General features: G+C 71.7%; 17 protein-coding genes. 9 read left to right on the plus strand and 8 right to left on the minus strand.

Annotated features, from left to right (window positions below; all coding sequences use genetic code 11):
- The 3 genes from ABD844_RS38755 to ABD844_RS38765 all read left to right on the plus strand — a co-directional run.
- Positions 1-454, plus strand: a 454-nt coding sequence (locus ABD844_RS38755) for an enolase C-terminal domain-like protein (protein ID WP_344889678.1), incomplete at its 5' end; no start/stop codon positions are given.
- A gap of 10 nt (positions 455-464) precedes the next feature.
- Complete coding sequence (locus ABD844_RS38760; protein ID WP_344889681.1) at positions 465-1,202, plus strand: FadR/GntR family transcriptional regulator; 738 nt, start codon at positions 465-467, stop codon at positions 1,200-1,202.
- A 110-nt stretch (positions 1,203-1,312) separates the two neighbouring features.
- On the plus strand, positions 1,313-1,858 hold the full coding sequence (locus ABD844_RS38765) for a GNAT family N-acetyltransferase (RefSeq protein WP_344889683.1): 546 nt from the start codon (positions 1,313-1,315) through the stop codon (positions 1,856-1,858).
- A gap of 19 nt (positions 1,859-1,877) precedes the next feature.
- Here ABD844_RS38765 and ABD844_RS38770 read toward each other — a convergent pair whose 3' ends face one another.
- From ABD844_RS38770 to ABD844_RS38790, 5 genes are all read right to left on the minus strand, one after another.
- Positions 1,878-2,723, minus strand: coding sequence for a TIGR02569 family protein (locus ABD844_RS38770; RefSeq protein WP_344889686.1), 846 nt, complete (start codon positions 2,721-2,723; stop codon positions 1,878-1,880).
- Positions 2,724-2,835: 112 nt separating this feature from the next.
- Complete coding sequence (locus tag ABD844_RS38775) at positions 2,836-4,107, minus strand: glucarate dehydratase family protein (protein ID WP_344889688.1); 1,272 nt, start codon at positions 4,105-4,107, stop codon at positions 2,836-2,838.
- Positions 4,104-5,624, minus strand: a complete 1,521-nt coding sequence (locus ABD844_RS38780) for a tripartite tricarboxylate transporter permease (RefSeq protein WP_344889691.1) — start codon at positions 5,622-5,624, stop codon at positions 4,104-4,106. The genes ABD844_RS38775 and ABD844_RS38780 overlap by 4 nt, the downstream gene beginning before the upstream one ends.
- Before the next feature lie 37 nt (positions 5,625-5,661).
- Positions 5,662-6,165 (minus strand): tripartite tricarboxylate transporter TctB family protein, encoded by a 504-nt coding sequence (locus ABD844_RS38785; RefSeq protein ID WP_344889694.1) that lies wholly within the window; start codon positions 6,163-6,165, stop codon positions 5,662-5,664.
- Positions 6,166-6,197: 32 nt separating this feature from the next.
- Positions 6,198-7,205, minus strand: coding sequence for a tripartite tricarboxylate transporter substrate binding protein (locus ABD844_RS38790; protein WP_344889696.1), 1,008 nt, complete (start codon positions 7,203-7,205; stop codon positions 6,198-6,200).
- A 170-nt stretch (positions 7,206-7,375) separates the two neighbouring features.
- Between ABD844_RS38790 and ABD844_RS38795 the strand changes: the two genes are divergently transcribed.
- The 3 genes from ABD844_RS38795 to ABD844_RS38805 all read left to right on the plus strand — a co-directional run bounded on the left by ABD844_RS38795 (position 7,376) and on the right by ABD844_RS38805 (position 10,685).
- Positions 7,376-8,302 carry a LysR substrate-binding domain-containing protein gene (locus ABD844_RS38795; RefSeq protein WP_344889699.1) on the plus strand — a complete coding sequence of 309 codons (927 nt, stop codon included), beginning with the start codon at positions 7,376-7,378 and terminating at the stop codon, positions 8,300-8,302.
- Between the two features lie 135 nt (positions 8,303-8,437).
- On the plus strand, positions 8,438-9,352 hold the full coding sequence (kdgD, locus tag ABD844_RS38800) for a 5-dehydro-4-deoxyglucarate dehydratase (RefSeq protein WP_344889701.1): 915 nt from the start codon (positions 8,438-8,440) through the stop codon (positions 9,350-9,352).
- Positions 9,353-9,362: 10 nt separating this feature from the next.
- Positions 9,363-10,685 (plus strand): enolase C-terminal domain-like protein, encoded by a 1,323-nt coding sequence (locus ABD844_RS38805; protein ID WP_344889704.1) that lies wholly within the window; start codon positions 9,363-9,365, stop codon positions 10,683-10,685.
- Positions 10,686-10,714: 29 nt separating this feature from the next.
- Here ABD844_RS38805 and ABD844_RS38810 read toward each other — a convergent pair whose 3' ends face one another.
- Positions 10,715-11,569: a DUF72 domain-containing protein gene (locus ABD844_RS38810; RefSeq protein ID WP_344889706.1), complete on the minus strand. Its 855-nt coding sequence runs from the start codon at positions 11,567-11,569 to the stop codon at positions 10,715-10,717.
- 84 nt (positions 11,570-11,653) lie between these two features.
- Between ABD844_RS38810 and ABD844_RS38815 the strand changes: the two genes are divergently transcribed.
- Entirely contained in the window at positions 11,654-12,511 is an 858-nt protein-coding gene (locus ABD844_RS38815) for an NAD(+)/NADH kinase (protein WP_344889709.1), read from the plus strand.
- Between the two features lie 24 nt (positions 12,512-12,535).
- Here the strand turns inward: ABD844_RS38815 and ABD844_RS38820 are convergent, their stop codons facing one another.
- A complete protein-coding gene (locus ABD844_RS38820) occupies positions 12,536-14,038 on the minus strand; it encodes a YibE/F family protein (protein WP_344889712.1) in 1,503 nt (500 codons plus the stop codon).
- 72 nt (positions 14,039-14,110) lie between these two features.
- Between ABD844_RS38820 and ABD844_RS38825 the strand changes: the two genes are divergently transcribed.
- Together ABD844_RS38825 and ABD844_RS38830 are read left to right on the plus strand one after the other, a co-directional pair.
- Positions 14,111-14,818, plus strand: coding sequence for a DUF72 domain-containing protein (locus ABD844_RS38825; protein WP_344889714.1), 708 nt, complete (start codon positions 14,111-14,113; stop codon positions 14,816-14,818).
- The gene (locus ABD844_RS38830; RefSeq protein ID WP_344889717.1) at positions 14,818-15,786 is read left to right on the plus strand and encodes a magnesium transporter CorA family protein; all 969 of its coding nucleotides are present in this window, start codon (positions 14,818-14,820) and stop codon (positions 15,784-15,786) included. Before ABD844_RS38825 ends, ABD844_RS38830 begins: the two co-directional genes overlap by 1 nt.
- On the opposite strand, the gene ABD844_RS38835 is transcribed toward ABD844_RS38830, so the two are convergent.
- On the minus strand, positions 15,764-16,258 hold the full coding sequence (locus ABD844_RS38835) for a DUF1850 domain-containing protein (protein ID WP_344889752.1): 495 nt from the start codon (positions 16,256-16,258) through the stop codon (positions 15,764-15,766). The genes ABD844_RS38830 and ABD844_RS38835 overlap by 23 nt on opposite strands.
- Between the last annotated feature and the right edge of the window lie 32 nt (positions 16,259-16,290).

Raw genomic sequence — 16,290 nt, forward strand, 5'->3', positions numbered from 1 at the left:
GTGGATCGAGGAGCCGTTGGACGCCTATGACGCCGAGGGGCACGCGCAGCTCGCCGCCGCGCTCGACACGCCTATCGCCACCGGGGAGATGCTCACGAGCGTCGCCGAGCACGTACGGCTCATCGAGGCCCGCGCCGCCGACATCATCCAGCCGGACGCCCCCCGCGTCGGCGGCATCACCCCGTACCTCAGGGTCGCCGCGCTGGCCGACCACGCCCACCTGGCGGTCGCGCCGCACTTCGTGATGGAGATCCACGTGCACCTGGCCGCCGCCCACCCGCGTGACTCCTGGGTCGAGCACATCGAGTGGCTCTCGCCGCTGTTCGAGGAACGGCTCGCGATCGAGGACGGGCGCATGCTCGTGCCCGACCGGCCGGGGCTCGGCCTCACGCTCTCCGAACGGGCGGGGGCCTGGCGGCTCGACCACGTCGAGTTCCCGGCCGGTGGCCGGTAGATTGTGCCCCGTGCCGCCAGACCCCGTGCCGCCGAACCGCAAGCTCGACCGTGACACCGGGCGCGGGCTCGCGTACGAGCTGGTCGAGCGGCTCAAGGCGCGCATCCTGGCCGGGGAGATCGCGCCCGGCCAGAGGCTGCCGACGGAGTCCTCGCTCATCCAGGAGTTCGGCGTCAGCCGTACGGTCGTGCGCGAGGCCGTCTCACGCCTGCAGGCGGCAGGGCTGGTCGAGACCTTCCAGGGGCGCGGCTCCTTCGTGCTCGCCCTGCCGCCTTCCACGGCCTTCTCGGTGGAGGCGGCGCAGGTCCGTACGCATCGCGACGTCCTCGACATGATCGACTTCCGAATCGGGGTCGAGTCGGAGGCGGCCGGGCTGGCGGCGGAGCGGCGTACCGAGCCGCAGCTCAAGGCCGTTGAACGGGCACTGGTCGACCTGGGGGGCACCGGCGTTCGCGGGCTGCCCGCGAACGCCGTCGAGGCCGACTTCGAGTTCCACCTCAAGGTCGCGCTGGCGTCGGGGAACCGGTTCTACTCGGACCTGCTGGCGTCGCTGGGGCCGATGATGATCATGCTGCCGCGTACGCGGCTGGAGCACGTCTACACGGTCACCGACGCCTCCCACTTCACCCGGGTGACGCTGGAGCACGAGAACATCTACCGGGCCATCGCCGACCAGGACGCGGCGGCGGCGCGGGCGGCGATGCGGCTGCACCTGTCCAACTCCCGCGCCCGCCTCCAAGCCCCTTAGCCGCGGCGCTCGGGGGCGCTCAGGACGTCGGCGAAGTCGTCCACCGCCAGCCCGCGTACGAGCACACCTGCGACCGCGTCTTGTCGGGGTCATTTGCGACAATCCATGCCATGACGAGCAAGAATGCCCCTGAGTTGCGCCAGTTCTGGCACCGGGACCAGATCGACGCCGAGTTGTCGCGTGAGCTGATCGACTGCTGGGTCGAGGTGAGCAATGCCGGTGGGGCCGTGGGGTTTCCGTTCCCGCCGGTGACCGCGGACGAGGTCGGCCCGGCCGCCGAGCGGCTCTTCGCGGGTCTGCATCCCGACCGCAGCCGCCTGGTCCTGGCCATGGTCGACGGCGTCCTGGCGGGCTGGCTGAACGTCCGTCGCGATCCCCATCCGCTCGTCGCGCACTGGGGCACGTTGCACCACGTCCAGTCGCACCCCGCCTTCCGGGGACGCGGCGTCGGGTCTGCCCTGATGGATCACGCCCGTCAGATCGCCCGTGCGGACATGGCTCTGGAACAACTTCACCTCGCCGCCCGGTCCGGGATGGGCCTGGAGCACTTCTACGGCGGTATGGGCTTCGAGGAGATCGGCCGCCGCCCCGGCGTCCTCCGCCTGGCGCCAGGTGACGACCGGGACGAGATCCTCATGGTCCTGACGCCTCTCTGATGATTCCCGTCGCTGCCGATCAGGTGCCGGTGTCGGCGTCTGCGGGAAATCGTTCTTTCAGCAGGCCGGTGACACGGGCGAAGCGGGTCAGTTCCTCCTGAGGGATGGTCTTGCCTGGGCCTTCGAGGAGAGCCGATGTGGACAGCCGGAAGATCAGGGCCCTGACCAGCATCTGAAGCCCGTCGTGGCTGGGCAGCGTGCTGTTGATGAGTGCTGGGGCCGCGTCGTGGTAGAGGAGGCCGTCGGCGACGACTATGGCTTCGGCGTACCCGACGGGCCGCCAATAGGGCGAGAAGTCGATCACGGCGGGCGGCTGCCCGGACTGCAGCAGCACATTCCCCGTCAGATCCCCGTGCACGAGCTGACTCGGTGTGTCCACGGGACGCTTGAGCGCCCGCAACGTCGTCAGCAGCCCGTCGGTGTGAGCCAATGCCACCGGGCCGATCTCGTCCCACGCGATGCGGTCGGCCACCGCCCAGGGATGCCGGCGCCGGTCGAGCAGGCCGGGCCGGGGCAGGTGACGCAACGCCTGGTGAAAAGCCCGGCCAGCGGCTATCAGCGTCGCCCACTCACCGGCCGGCCCTGCCCGGCCCGCCACGAACTCGTACGCCGCCCACCCGGCCACGACATGGCTTCCGTCGTCCGCGCGACAGGGCTGGGGGACTCGGAACTCCGCCGAGGGCGCCAGACCCGCGAACACCTCCGCGGACCATTCGGCCTCTTCCGCGTCGTCGACCGGCTTCAGGACCGCGTTCCCGGCTCGGAAGCTCTGTCCCTGGCCGCCCGCGAGCGGGTGCACCGCCCCCGTGAGGCGGAAGGCCGCGAGCACGCCGGCCGGGGGCTCGGTCATCGTTCTCAAGGTCATGGCGGACAGGGTGGCGGATCGCCGGCTCGTCGTGCACCTGAATTCGGGGTGCGTGACCGGTTGCCTGCGGCGCGGGTAAGGCCGGTGGACCGGGGCCGGGCGGCGCGGGTGGTCACCAGCGGGCCGTGTTGGGGGTGAAGGCGGGCACGACCGTACGCATGTACGCCGTGTCCTCCCGCCCCCGCTGCCCGCACCTCACGTACTGCTCGTGCAGGGCGGCCAGCGCGTCCTCGTCCAGTTCGACGCCGAGCCCCGGGCCGGTCGGCACGGCCACGCCGCCCTCGCGGAACTCCAGCACCCCCGGCTTGACGACCTCCTCCGTCTTCCACGGGTAGTGCGTGTCGCAGGCGTAGGTGAGGTTCGGGGTGGTGGCGGCCAGATGGGTCATGGCCGCCAGGCTGACCCCGAGGTGGGAGTTGGAGTGCATCGACAGCCCCAGGCCGAACGTCTCGCAGATGCCCCCGAGCAGCGCCGAGCGGCGCAGGCCGCCCCACAGGTGGTGGTCCGAGAGCACCACCTGCACGGCGTCGGCGGCGACCGCGGGCTTGAGATGCTCGAAGGCGATGACGCACATGTTGGTGGCCAGCGGGAGGCCGGTGTGCCGGGAGAGCGCCGCCATGCCGTCGATGCCGGGGGTCGGGTCCTCCAGGTACTCCAGGACGCCCGCGAGCCGGTCGGCCACCCCGATCGCGGTCTCGACCGTCCAGGCGCCGTTCGGGTCGAGGCGCAGCGCGTGCCCGGGGAAGGCCGCGGCCAGGGCCTCGACGGTCTCGATCTCGTGCTCGGGCGGGTGCACGCCGCCCTTGAGCTTGATGGCGGTGAAGCCGTACTCCGAGACCATCCGCCGCGCCTGGGCGACCATCTGCTCGGGCGTGCGGCCCTCGCCCCACGTGTCGTCGTCGTGCCCGGGGTGGCCCGCCCACTTGTAGAACAGGTACGCCGAGTACGGCACCCGCCCGCGTACCGCCCCGCCCAGCAGGTCGCTCACCGGCCGCCCCAGCGCCCTGCCCTGCAGGTCGAGCAGCGCCACCTCGAAGGGCGCCACCACGGTGTCCACGGCGCTGGAGACCTCCAGCATGCCGCCGAAGCTCGCGCCCGCCCCGCCCGTCGAGGCGCCCAGGGTCTCGACCACGACGCGGCGCAGGGCGTTGAGGTCGAAGACGTCCGCGCCGGGCAGGGCCGCGGCCACCGCCTCCAGCCGGCCGAGGTGGGCCCGGTCGGCGTACGTCTCGCCGAGTCCCACGAGGCCCTCGTCGGTGTGGACCTGGACGATCGCGCGCAGGACGTACGGCTGGTGGACGCCGACCACATTGAGCAGGGGCGGGTCGCGGAAGGCGACGGGGGTGACGGTGACCCGGCTGACCCGCCCGGCCGCGACGGTCATGAGATCTTCTCCTCCACGGGGTCGGAAGCAGGGGCGGACGTCCTGCGGCGCAGGGCCGCGCGGATCAGCGGCCACACGGCCACGAGCACGACCAGGGCGAGCACCGTGCCCGAGATGGGCCGGGTGAGGAAGCCGGTCGGGTCGCCGCCGAAGATCAGCAGCGACTGCCGCGCCGAGTTCTCGATCATCGAGCCGAGCACGAACGCCAGCACGAGCGGCCCCGGCTCGAAGCCGAACTTCTTCATCAGGTACCCCAGCAGGCCGAACGCGATCACCAGGAAGACGTCGTAGATCTGGTTGTTCACCGTGTACGCGCCCAGCAGCGTGATGAGCACCGTGATCGGCGCCAGGATCGCCGGACGGACCCGCAGGATCTTCACGAACAGCCCGACCATCGGGACGCTCATGATCAGCAGCAGGATGTTGCCGAGGTACATCGAGTTGACCACGCCCCAGAACACGTCCGGGTGCTCGGTGACCAGTTGCGGGCCCGGCTGGATGCCCTGGATCAGCAGCGCGCCGAACATCAGGGCCATCGTCGCGTTCGCCGGGATGCCCAGCGTGAGCAGCGGGATGAACGACGAGGTGGCGGCGGCGTTGTTGGCCGTCTCCGGCGCGGCCACGCCCTCGATCGCGCCCCGGCCGAAGCGCTCGGGCCGCTTGGCCCGCCGCTTCTCCAGCGCGTACGCGGCCAGCGACGACAGCACCGCCCCGCCGCCCGGCAGCACGCCGAGCACGAACCCGACGAGCGAGCCGCGCCCGATCGCGCCCTTGGCCTGCCCGAGGTCCTTGCGGGAGGGCCAGACGTCGCCGACCTCGACGGGGGAGTGCACCGCCTTGTGCCGCTGCTCCAGGTTGTGCAGGATCTCGCTCAGGCCGAACAGGCCCATGGCGATCGGGATGAAGTCGATGCCCTCGGCGAGGTTGAGGCTGCCGAAGGTGAAGCGTTCCGCGCTGGTGAACGTGTCGCGACCGACGGTCGCGATCAGCAGCCCGACGCAGGCCGCGATGACGGCCTTGAGCCTGTTGCCGTTGCCGACCGACGAGATCAGCAGCACGCCGAGGATGCCCAGGGCGGCGTACTCGGGCGGCCCGAAGTCGAGCGCGAACCCGGCCACGACCGGCGCGACCAGCGTCAGGCCGAGTATCGAGACCGTGCCGCCGATGAACGAGCCGATGGCCGCGATGCCCAGCGCGGTGCCCGCCCTGCCCTGTCTGGCCAGGGCGAAGCCGTCGAAGACGGTCACCACCGAGGACGCCTCGCCGGGCAGGCGGAGCAGGACAGAGGTGATCGTGCCGCCGTACTGGGCGCCGTAGAAGATGCCGGCCAGCATGATGATCGCGGACACCGGCCCGATGCCGTACGTGATCGGCAGCAGGATGGCGATCGTCGCGCCGGGCCCGAGGCCGGGCAGCACGCCGATGAGCATGCCGATGACGACGCCGATGAGGCAGTAGAGCAGGTTGGTCGGCTCGAGGACGACGCCGAAGCCGTTGAGGATCGGGGAGATGTCCATGCGACTTTCTCAGACGAGGTTTCTCAGACGAGGTTTCTCAGACGAGGTGGGGGAGCGGCACCTGCAGCAGCACCACGAACAGCAGGTAGAACGCCGCCACGGAGGCGACGCTGACGATGACGGCGGAGCGCCACGACTCCCCGCCCAGCCAGCGCAGCCAGACGAACATGAGCAGCAGCGAGGGGATCTCGAAGCCGATCAGCGGCAGCAGCGCGGCGAGCAGCACGAGGCTCACCAGGCCGGCCGCGGTGAGCAGGCTCGACCGGGAGAACCGTTCCGAGTCGGTCAGGCCGCGGCCCGTGGCGACGAGCGCGGCCGACAGGACGACGATGACGACGCTGACGGCGAACGGCCACAGGCCGGGCCCCGGCTGGGTGAGCCGTCCGAGCCCGAGCGCGTACGAGCCGATCGCGCCGCAGACGCCGACCGCCAGCGCCACCACGGCCGCCGCGACCTGCGAGACCGGCCCGGCGTGCGGCGGCCGGGCCGCGTCCGTCCCGTCGCCGGACGGGCTGGCGGGGGTGGGTTCGGGGATGGACATGCACACTCCTTCGTGGCGGGCGCGGGCCGCGGTCAGCCGGCCAGGCTGATGCCGAACTTGCCGAGCTGCGCCTGGTAGGTGGTGGCGTCGTTCCGCAGGGCCGTGAGGACCTCCTGCGGGGAGACCTCCATGGGGGTGAGCGAGTTGTCCTCGTTGAACTTCTTGTACTCCGGTGTGGCGAACGTCTTCCTGGCCACGTCCAGCAGCTTGGCCTTGACGCTCTCCGGCGTGCCCTTGGGCGCGGTCAGGAAGCGGTACTGGGTGACCAGCACGTCGAAGCCCTGCTCCTTGGCCGTCTTCACGTCGGGCAGGTAGGGGATGCGCTGCTCGGAGAAGACGGCGAGCGGGACGAGCTTGCCGGCCTCGATGTTCTCGATGGCCTCGCCGATCTGCATGGTGGAGACGTCCACCTGGTTGCCGAGCAGCGCGGTCAGGTTGGGGGCGCCGCCGTCGAACGGCACGGCGGTGGCCTCGATCCCGGCGGTCTTGAACGTCAGCGCGGAGGCGAGCTGGGCGCCGGTGCCGACGCCGGTGGTGCCGTACCGGATGGTCTTGCCGGCCTTCTTCATGTCCTCGATGGACGTGTAGCCGGACCGGGTGTTGGTCGCCATGACGTAGTCGTCGCGCGAGACGCCGGTGATGACGTCGAACGAGTCGATCTTCGTGGCCTCGGCGGGCGACACCGTGAGCGGCGTGATCGTGAAGAGCGAGGCGTTCTGCACGGCGATCTTGTAGCCGTCGGGCTTGGCCGACTGGAGCTCCTTGGCGTTGAGCGCGCCGTTGGCTCCGGGCTTGTTGAGCACGGGGGCGGAGACGCCGAGCTGCTTGCCCATGCCCTGGGCCAGCGCCCGCGTGATGAGGTCGGTGGAGCCGCCCGCGGAGGCGCCGACGCTGAACTCGATGTTGCCCGACGGATAGTCGCCGTCGCCGCCGCCGGAGGAGGTCGTCTTGACGCCGCCGCACGCGGTCAGCGCGATCGCGGCCGCTGCGCCGGCGACACCCAGGAGGACACGGCGGGGGGCTGTCCGAGATGTCGGCATTGACTGCTCCTTCGTGCGGGCGGGGGAGGCCGCCCGTGGATCTCTGGTGCAGCGGAGGAGTCGCGTAGTGTTACGGCACGGTTTCCGCTCTGTAGTTCTCCGGAGACTAGGGACCTGCCTTGATGCCTGTCCAAGGTCATTTCGGTATCGAGTGATACTCTTTGCGCATCATGCTAACACTCGATCAAATCCGGGCATTTGTCGCTGTTGCGGAGGAGCTGCACTTCGGTCGCGCGGCTGATCGGCTGAGCATGACCCAGCCCCCGCTCAGCCGGCACATCCAGAAGCTGGAGCGCGTGGTCGGCGTGACCCTCCTGGAACGCGACAACCGGCACGTGGTGCTCACCGACGCCGGGCGCGGCTTCCTGGAGGACGCCCGGCGCATGCTCTCCCTCGTCGACACCGCCGGTGACCGGGCGCGGCGCATCGCCAGCGGCGCGGCGGGCACCGTACGGCTGGGCTTCACCGCGGTCTCGGCCATCAGCATGCTCGGCACGCTGCTGCGGCGGTTGTCCGAACGGCTGCCCGAGATCGACGTCATCCTCCACGAACGGGTGACCGCCGGGCAGGTCGACGGCCTGCTGCGCGGCGAGCTCGATCTCGGCCTGGCCCGCCCGCCGTTCGACATCGCCACCCTCGACTCGCGCGTCGTGTTCCGCGAGCCGCTGTGCGCCGTGGTGCCCGCCGGTCACCGCCTGGCCGGTCTGGGCCGCCCGCTCGCCCCCGACGACTTCGACGGACTGCCGGTGATCAGCTACAACCCGGTCCAGTCGCGCTACTTCCACGAGCTGACCGTCCGCTTCCTCACCAACGCCCACCCGCGCATCGAGCAGCAGGTGCACCAGATCCTCACCGCCGTGCTGCTGGTGGCGGCCGGCCGGGGGGTGGCGCTGGCGCCCGCCAGCGCGCGCTCGCTCGGCGTGCACGGCGTCGCCTTCTGCGACCTCGTCAGGGGCGGCGGCGATCACCTCGACGGCCACCCGGACGGCAGGGCCGTCGCGGGCGAACCCGTCGAGCTGCACGTCATCTGGGACCACACCTCGACCAACCCCGCGCTCGGCCGGGTCCTGGAGCTGCTGCCCGACCTGGAGGCGTGATGCTCGATCGGCATCGCCGGATACAAAAACGCACTTGGACAGGAATCGCCGCTCCTTCCTAGCCTGGCGGTCTCAGACCCACCGGCGGTACGGGAGACCCTCACGGCCGCACCTGAAGCGAGGAGCGTCAGCCCCATGCCCCGTTACGCCCCGCAGGAGCTGGCCACACAGCTCAAGAGCGGCTTGTTGTCGTTCCCCGTCACCCACTTCACCGATGACCTGGAGTTCGACGAGGCGGGCTACCGCGAGCACCTGTCCTGGTTGAGCGGCTACCCCGTGGCCGGGCTGTTCGCCGCCGGAGGCACCGGCGAGGGCTTCTCGCTGACCCCTGCCGAGATCGACCGGGTGGTCCGCGTGGCGGTCGACGAGGTGGACGGCAGGGTCCCGGTCGTGGCCCCGGCCACCGGCGGCACCGCGGTCGCCGTGGCGCAGGCCGAGGCCGCCGCCGACGCCGGGGCCGACGGCCTGCTGCTGATGCCCCCCTACCTCACGGAAGCCGGTCAACAGGGCCTGGTCGAGCACGTCTCCGCGGTCTGCCGCGCCACCGGCCTGGGAGTGATCGTCTACAGCCGGGCCAACGCCGTGCTCACCGACCGCTCGGTGGCGGAGCTGGCCGAGCGGAACGAGACGCTCGTCGGCTTCAAGGACGGCGTCGGCAACATCGAGCACCTCACCCGCATCTACGCCGCCGTCGGCGACCGCCTGGCCTACGTCGGCGGCCTGCCCACGGCCGAGACGTTCGCGCTGCCGCTGCTCCAGCTCGGCATGAGCACGTACTCCTCGGCGATCTTCAACTTCGTGCCGCGGTACGCGCTCGACTTCTACGCCGACGTCCGGGCCCAGGACCGCGAGGCCGTCTACCGGCGCATCCGCGAGTTCGTGGTCCCGTACCTGGACATCCGCGACCGTACGAAGGGGTACGCTGTGTCGATCATCAAGGCGGGCCTGGCCGCCGTCGGCCGCCCGGCCGGTCCCGTCCGCCCGCCGCTGCAGGACCTGACCGAAGGCGAGCTGGCCGAGCTGACGGCCCTCATCCACAAGATCAGCTAGGGGTGGCGCCGTGTCTCCCACCGTCGACCGCGTGGAGGTCGTCCCCGTCGCCGGGTACGACAGCATGCTGCTCAACCTCAGCGGCGCCCACGGGCCGTTCTTCACCCGCAACGTCGTCATCGTCACCGACTCCGACGGGCGTACCGGCCTGGGCGAGGTGCCCGGCGGTGAGCCCATCAGGCGGACCGTCGAGGAGGCGGGCGCGCTGCTGACCGGGCGGCCCGTGGCCGGCTACCGCACCCTGCTGCGCTCGGTGGCCGAGCGCTACGCCGCCAGGGACGCCGCAGGACGCGGCGCGCAGACGTTCGACCTGCGTACCACCGTGCACGCCGTCACCGGGCTGGAGTCCGCGCTGCTCGACCTGCACGGCCGGTATCTCGGCCTGCCCGTGGCCGACCTGCTCGGCGAGGGCCGCCGCCGCGACCGGGTGCCGATGCTGGGCTACCTGTTCTACGTCGGCGACGCCGGCCGGACCGGCCTGTCCTACCTCGTGGACGACGGCGGCGACGACCGCTGGTCCCGGCTGCGCCGCCGCGAGGCGCTCACGCCGGACGCCGTGGTGGCGCTGGCCGAGGCCGCGCAGGAGCGCTACGGCTTCACCGACTTCAAGCTCAAGGGCGGCGTGCTGGCCGGAGAGGAGGAGGTCGAGGCGGTCAGGGCGCTGGCCCGCCGCTTTCCCGGGGCCCGCGTCACGCTCGACCCCAACGGCTGCTGGCCGCTGGCCGACGCCGTACGGCTGTGCCGAGGGCTCGGCGGCGTCCTGGCCTACGCCGAGGACCCGTGCGGCGCCGAGGGCCGCTTCTCCGGACGCGAGACCATGGCCGAGTTCAGGCGGGCGACCGGGCTGCCGACCGCGACCAACATGATCGCCACCGACTGGCGGGAGCTGGCGCACGCCGTACGCGCCGACGCCGTGGACATCCCGCTCGCCGACCCGCACTTCTGGACCATGGCCGGGTCGGTCCGCGTGGCCCAGCTCTGTCACGACTTCGGGCTGACGTGGGGGTCGCACTCCAACAACCACTTCGACATCTCGCTCGCCATGTTCACGCACGTCGGGGCCGCCGCGCCGGGCGAGATCACGGCGCTGGACACGCACTGGATCTGGCAGGACGGGCAGGCGCTGACCACCGAGCCTTTCCGGATCACCGGTGGGGCGATCGAGGTGCCGACGACGCCCGGCCTCGGGGTCGAGCTGGACCGCGACGCCCTGGCCGCGGCCCACGAGCTGTATCTGAGGCACGGCCTGGGCGCCCGTGACGACTCCGTCGCCATGCGATCTCTGGTGGCGGGGTGGGAGTTCGACCCGAAACGGCCCTGTCTCGTCCGCTGAGGGGCCGGAGCCGTCAGAAGCCGGAGCCGTCAGAAGAGCGTCAGCGGCTCGTCGTCCGGCATCGGGTCGGGGAGCGGGGCCAGGCCGGGGACGCGGGCGCGTACCTCGTCGTGGAAGCGGCGGGCCAGGAGCGGCGCGTCGGCGTTGTCGGGCGTGTGGATGAACACGGTCGGGGAACGGCCCTCGCGCAGCCACTCCGCGGCCGTCTCCACCCAGGGCCGCCAGCCCTCGACCGTGCGCCGCTCGTCGTCGCGGCCCAGGTAGCGCACGATCGGACGGCCGGTCAGCGCGCGGGAGCGGCGCGGCACGCGCGGCTTCTTCGTCCACGCGTCACGCTCGGCGTCGCTGGTCGGCGGGCTGGCGAACATCACCGTCGTGTCGAACGGCACCCATTCGGCCGCCACGGGCGCCAGGACCCGTTCGAGGAGGCGTTCGGAGCGCTCGTCCTCGAAGAACGCGCGGTGGCGGACCTCGACGGCGTAGCTGTGCCCGCGCGGCAGCCGCCGCAGGAAGGCGGCCAGGACGCCCACGTCGGAGGGGGCGAACGAGCCGGGGAGCTGCACCCAGAGCGCGTGCACCCGCGGCCCCAGCGGCTCGATCGCGTCCAGGAACGCGCCCAGCTCCGCCTCACCCCCCGCCAGGCGGTGCTCGTGGGTGACCGGCTTGGGCAGCTTGACCACGAAACGGAAGTCCGGCGGGGTCTGGGCCGCCCACGTCTCGACCGTGGCGCGTGACGGGGTGGCGTAGAACGTCGTGTTGCCCTCCACCGCGTCGCACCAGGTCGCGTACGCCCGCAGGCGCTCGCCCTGAGGCAGGTGACCGGGCAGGAGCCGCCCTTGCCAGCGCGCGTGCGTCCACATCGCGCATCCCACATGAAGCCGCATGAACCGACGCTATCGGAGATCGGCGACACGGCCGGACGCGTCCCGCCACCTCTGGGGGCCGGTCCAGGGGCTTAGTGTGGGCTCATGGGCATGGTCGGTACGGTCGGGCTGGTGCTGCATCCCCAGCGCGACTCCAAGAAGGCGATCGACATCATCCTGCGGTGGGCCGCGGCCAAGGGCGCCACCGTGGTCGGCCTGCCGGAAGAGGTCGGGCGCATCGACTGCACCGCCGTGCCGGTCGACGCCACCGAGCTGGTGGAGCGGGCCGACCTGCTGGTCGGGCTCGGCGGCGACGGGACGATGCTGCGCACCATGCGACTGCTGGCCGGGCGGGAGACGCCCATCCTGGGGGTCAACCTGGGCAAGCTCGGCTTCCTGGCGGAGATCGACGTGGACGAGCTGCCCCGTACGCTGTCGGCGATCGACGCCCACGAGTACACGATCGAGCCGCGCATGGCCATCCGCAGCCGGATCACGGGGACCGAGGTGACGGCGTTCAACGACATCGCGCTCGTCCGCTTCCCCGGCGAAGGGCTGGCCGCCGTGTCCATCACCCCGTCGGGGAGCCCCTTCGTGCGATATTCCGCCGACGCCGTCATCGTGTCCACCTCCACCGGGTCCACGGCCTACAGCTTCTCCGCCGGAGGGCCCATCGTCTCCCCCCGGGTGGAGGCGGTGTTGGTCGTGGCCGCCGCCGCGCACTCGTCGTTCAACCGGGCCCTGGTGCTGCCCGCCGACGAGGAGGTGACGCTCCAGGTGCTGCCGAGCAGCGGACGGCTGGCGGTGGAGGTCGACGGGGCCGTGATGGGTCACCTGTGCCCGGGCGACACCGTCACGGTCGTCGCCTGGCCGGGGGCGGCCAAGGTGGTGCGGCTGGGCACCACCTTCTACGAGCGCGCCCGCCGCAAGCTGCGCGTGGACGGCAGCGCCGAGGTCGAGTGAGCGGCGCCCGTGCCCGGTGGCCTGTCAGGTGCCAGCGCGGCGGCGGTGCCGGGCCGGGCGCTCGGGCTGCGGCTCCCGAAGCGGTGACTCCTGAGGCGGTGGCTCCCGATGGGGTGGCTCGGGGTGCGGTGGCTCGTGGTGCGCGGGCGCCTCTGGACGTGGCAGCGGCGTGAAGAAGTCGTCGTCGGCGTGCGTGTGCGGGGCGAAGAAGTCGCCGGGTTCCTCGTCGGAGTCGGCGCGCTGACGGGAGCCGATGCGCAGACGGGCCCCGACCCGCTCACGGGCCCCGGTCCGCGCACGGCGGCCGGACCGCTCACCGTGGCCGGGTTGTTCGGGCGAGCCGGGCTCGTCGTGGGAGTGGGCCTCGCCGTCCCGTTGCCGGGCAGCGGTGAAGGCGGCCAGGGCCGTGGTGATGGGCACGGCCGCGATCAGCCCCAGCGTGCCCACGACACTGCGGACGATCTCCTGCGCGATGACCGGCGTCGTCAGCACCTGGCTCAGCGGCTGCTCACCGATGCTGAACAGCAGCAGCAACGGCAGCGACGCCCCCGCGTACGCCAGGATGATCGTGTTGATCACCGAGGCGATGTGCGCCCGCCCGATGCGCCCGGCCGCCCGGTAGAGGCGGGTGAAGCCGTAGGACGGGTTGGCGTGGGCCAGCTCCGCCACCGTCACCGCCTGCGTGACCGTGACGTCGTCGAGCACGCCCAGCGCGCCGATGATGATGCTGGCCAGCAGCAGCCCCCGCGTGTCGATCGACAGGCTCATGCCCAGCATCAGCGCGCTGTCGTCGGTGACCCCGTTGAGCTGGGCGAACCCCAGCGCCCCGTACGACAGCAGCCCCGTCAGCGTGAGGCTGGCCAGCGTCCCCAGCACTGCCACGGACGTGGACAGCGAGAAGCCGTGCGTGAGGTAGAGCACCATCAGCATGATGGCCGCCGCCCCCACGATGGCCACCAGCATGGGCGACAGGCCCTCCAGGATGCCGGGGATGACGAACGTCAGCAGCAGCACGAACGTGACCGCCAGCCCCACCAGCGCCGTCACCCCGCGCCAGCGCCCGAACGCGATCACCGCCAGCGCGAACGCCGCCCCGAACAACCACAGCGGCGTCGTCCGGTCGTGGTCGGAGATCTGGTACGTCCCGTCGGCGCCCCGCAGCAGGATCACGTCGTCACCGGCGGCGAAGTGCTGGGCCCCCGGGCCGCTGGGCAGCCGCAGCTCGACGTCCTGGCCCAGCTCGGGGCCGTCCGCCACCTTGACGACGGCGTTGCCGCAGGTGGCCGGGTCGGGCTTGGGCGAGCCCTCGGGGGCGGCCGGGCAACGTTTGAGCGCGACGCTCACGACCGAGCCGGTGAGCCGCTCGACGCCCGGTTGCGCCGCGGGGGCCTGCTTCCCGCCCTCGGGCCAGAGCCACACCAGCGCGGCCAGGGTGACGATCGCCAGCGGCGTCAGGATGGCCAGAGCGGCCACCACCGTGCGCCGCGAGCTGGGTACGGCGGTGCCGTGCGCGTGGTTGGCGCCCATCGCGTGAAAGATCCTCCTCGGGTGACGACAAGGACAGTACTGCACCCGGCCGCGCGGGGTAGGCGCAACGACATGACATGGCTGGTGGGCACCTCGGGGTGGCAGTACAGGGACTGGCGCGGGGTCCTGTATCCGGCGGGCGTGCCGATGCGGCTCTGGCTGGAGACGTACGCCGCCGAGTTCCGCACCGTCGAGAGCAACAACGCCTTCTACCGGCTGCCGAGCCCGGCCTCGTTCGCCGCCTGGCGCGACCGTACGCCGCCGGGGTTCGTGATGGCGGTCAAGGCCAGCAGGTTCCTCACCCACATCAAGCGGCTGGCCGAGCCGGAGGAGCCGGTCGCGCGGCTGATGGGCGCCGCCGCCGAGCTGAAGGACAAGCTCGGCCCGGTCCTGTTGCAGCTCCCGCCCACCCTCAAGGGCGACCCCGGCCTGCTCGACAGATGCCTTCGCTGCTTCCCCGCGCACGTCAGGGTGGCGGTCGAGCCGCGGCACCCGTCGTGGTGGAGCGAGGAGGTGCGCGAGGTCCTGCTGGCGCGGGCCGCCGCGCTGTGCTGGGCCGACCGGCTGGGCAGGCCGCAGGCGCCGTTCTGGCGTACCGCGGACTGGGGTTACGTACGCCTGCACGAGGGCACGGCGGGCTGGGAGTACGGCGAGCGCGCGCTCAGAACGTGGGCGGCCAGGGTGCGCGAGGCGGGCTGGCAGGACGCCTACGTCTACTTCAACAACGATCCCGGGGGCGCGGCGGTGCGTAACGCGAGGCGATTTGCCAGACTCGGCTAGTGCACACGCGTCTGTACCGTAACGGCGTCCTCGTGAAGGAAGGCTTTCCCATCGCGGACGTCTCCGACTATGTCAGCGATCCCGACAACACGGTCTGGTTCGATCTCTGCTCCCCGTCGCCCGCCGATCTCGGGGTGATCAGCGAAGAACTGGGCCTGCACGAGCTGGCGGTCGAGGATGTCCTGTCCGACCACCAACGGCCGAAGGTGGACATCTACGACAACCACCTGTTCATCACCGTCTACGGCCTGCACTTCGACGAGGGACGGCTCGACCCCGTCGAGGTGAACCTGTTCGTCACCCCCAACGCGCTGGTCACCGTGCGCGAGAGCGACCACTTCGACATCGGCGAGGTGCTCCGGCGCTGGGACGCCGCCTCCCGTCTGGCCGGGCACGGGGTGACGTTCCTGCTGCACGGGTTGCTCGACTACGTGGTGGACACCCAGTTCGACCTGGTGCAGGACCTCGACGGGCAGGCGGAGGCGCTGGAGGAGTCGCTGTTCGAGGAGCAGGTCCACGACGGCAGGCAGCTCCAGCGCACCATGTACGAGCTGCGCAAGACGACCACCAGGCTACGCAAGATCACGATCCCCATGCGCGAGGTGGTCGGCACCCTGCTCCGGCGCGATCAGGAGGTGGTCGCCGACCCGGTGATGGTGCCGTACTACGAGGACGTCTACGACCACGTCCTGCGGGTGACCGAGTGGCTGGAGTCCATCCGCGACATGCTCGCGAACGTCCGCGAGACCCGCCTGGCCCAGCAGGGGTTCCGGCTCAACGAGATCATGAAACGGGTCACGAGCTGGGCCGCCATCATCGCCGTGCCCACCATGATCACCGGCTTCTACGGCCAGAACGTGCCCTATCCGGGTGAGGGGACCCCGTGGGGCTTCTGGATGTCCACGGTGCTGGTGGCGGTGGCCTCCGTGGCGCTCTACTCGGTGTTCAAGAAGAAGGACTGGCTGTGAGCGCGGCCTGCGCGTCTGCCACGGCCCGCTGAAGGGGGCCCGCGTAGGGCGGCGGGCAGGGCTCGCCGCGCACGTCCAGGGTGGGCCGCAGCGCCACGCGAACCTCGGCGGCGCCCTCGACCGGGTAGAGGGGCAGGCACCGGCCGCCCGACACCAGCGTCCTGCGGCCGATCGAGGTGGTCAGCAGCGACAGCTCCGGGTACGTCGCCGGCTCGGCCAGCCGCAGCACCCATCCGCCGTCGGGCGTGCGGGACCGCTCCCCGTCCAGGGCGTAGTAGTCCAGGACGCCCGCGTTCAGCGAGACCACCGCCCGCATGGTGAAACGCGCGCCCTCCACGGTGAACACCTCCGCCGAGGGCGCGCGGTAGATCGAGTGCACGTAGCCGATCGCGAAGCGGCCCGCGGCTACGGGCAGGCCGTTCACGGTCAGTCGGCCGGCGCCGCCGCCCGAGCCGAGCGCCGCCATCGCCACGAGCGCCAAGACCGACCGGCTCAGCCGCGCGG

The sequence above is a fragment of the Nonomuraea antimicrobica genome (assembly GCF_039536965.1).
Taxonomy (GTDB): domain Bacteria; phylum Actinomycetota; class Actinomycetes; order Streptosporangiales; family Streptosporangiaceae; genus Nonomuraea; species Nonomuraea antimicrobica.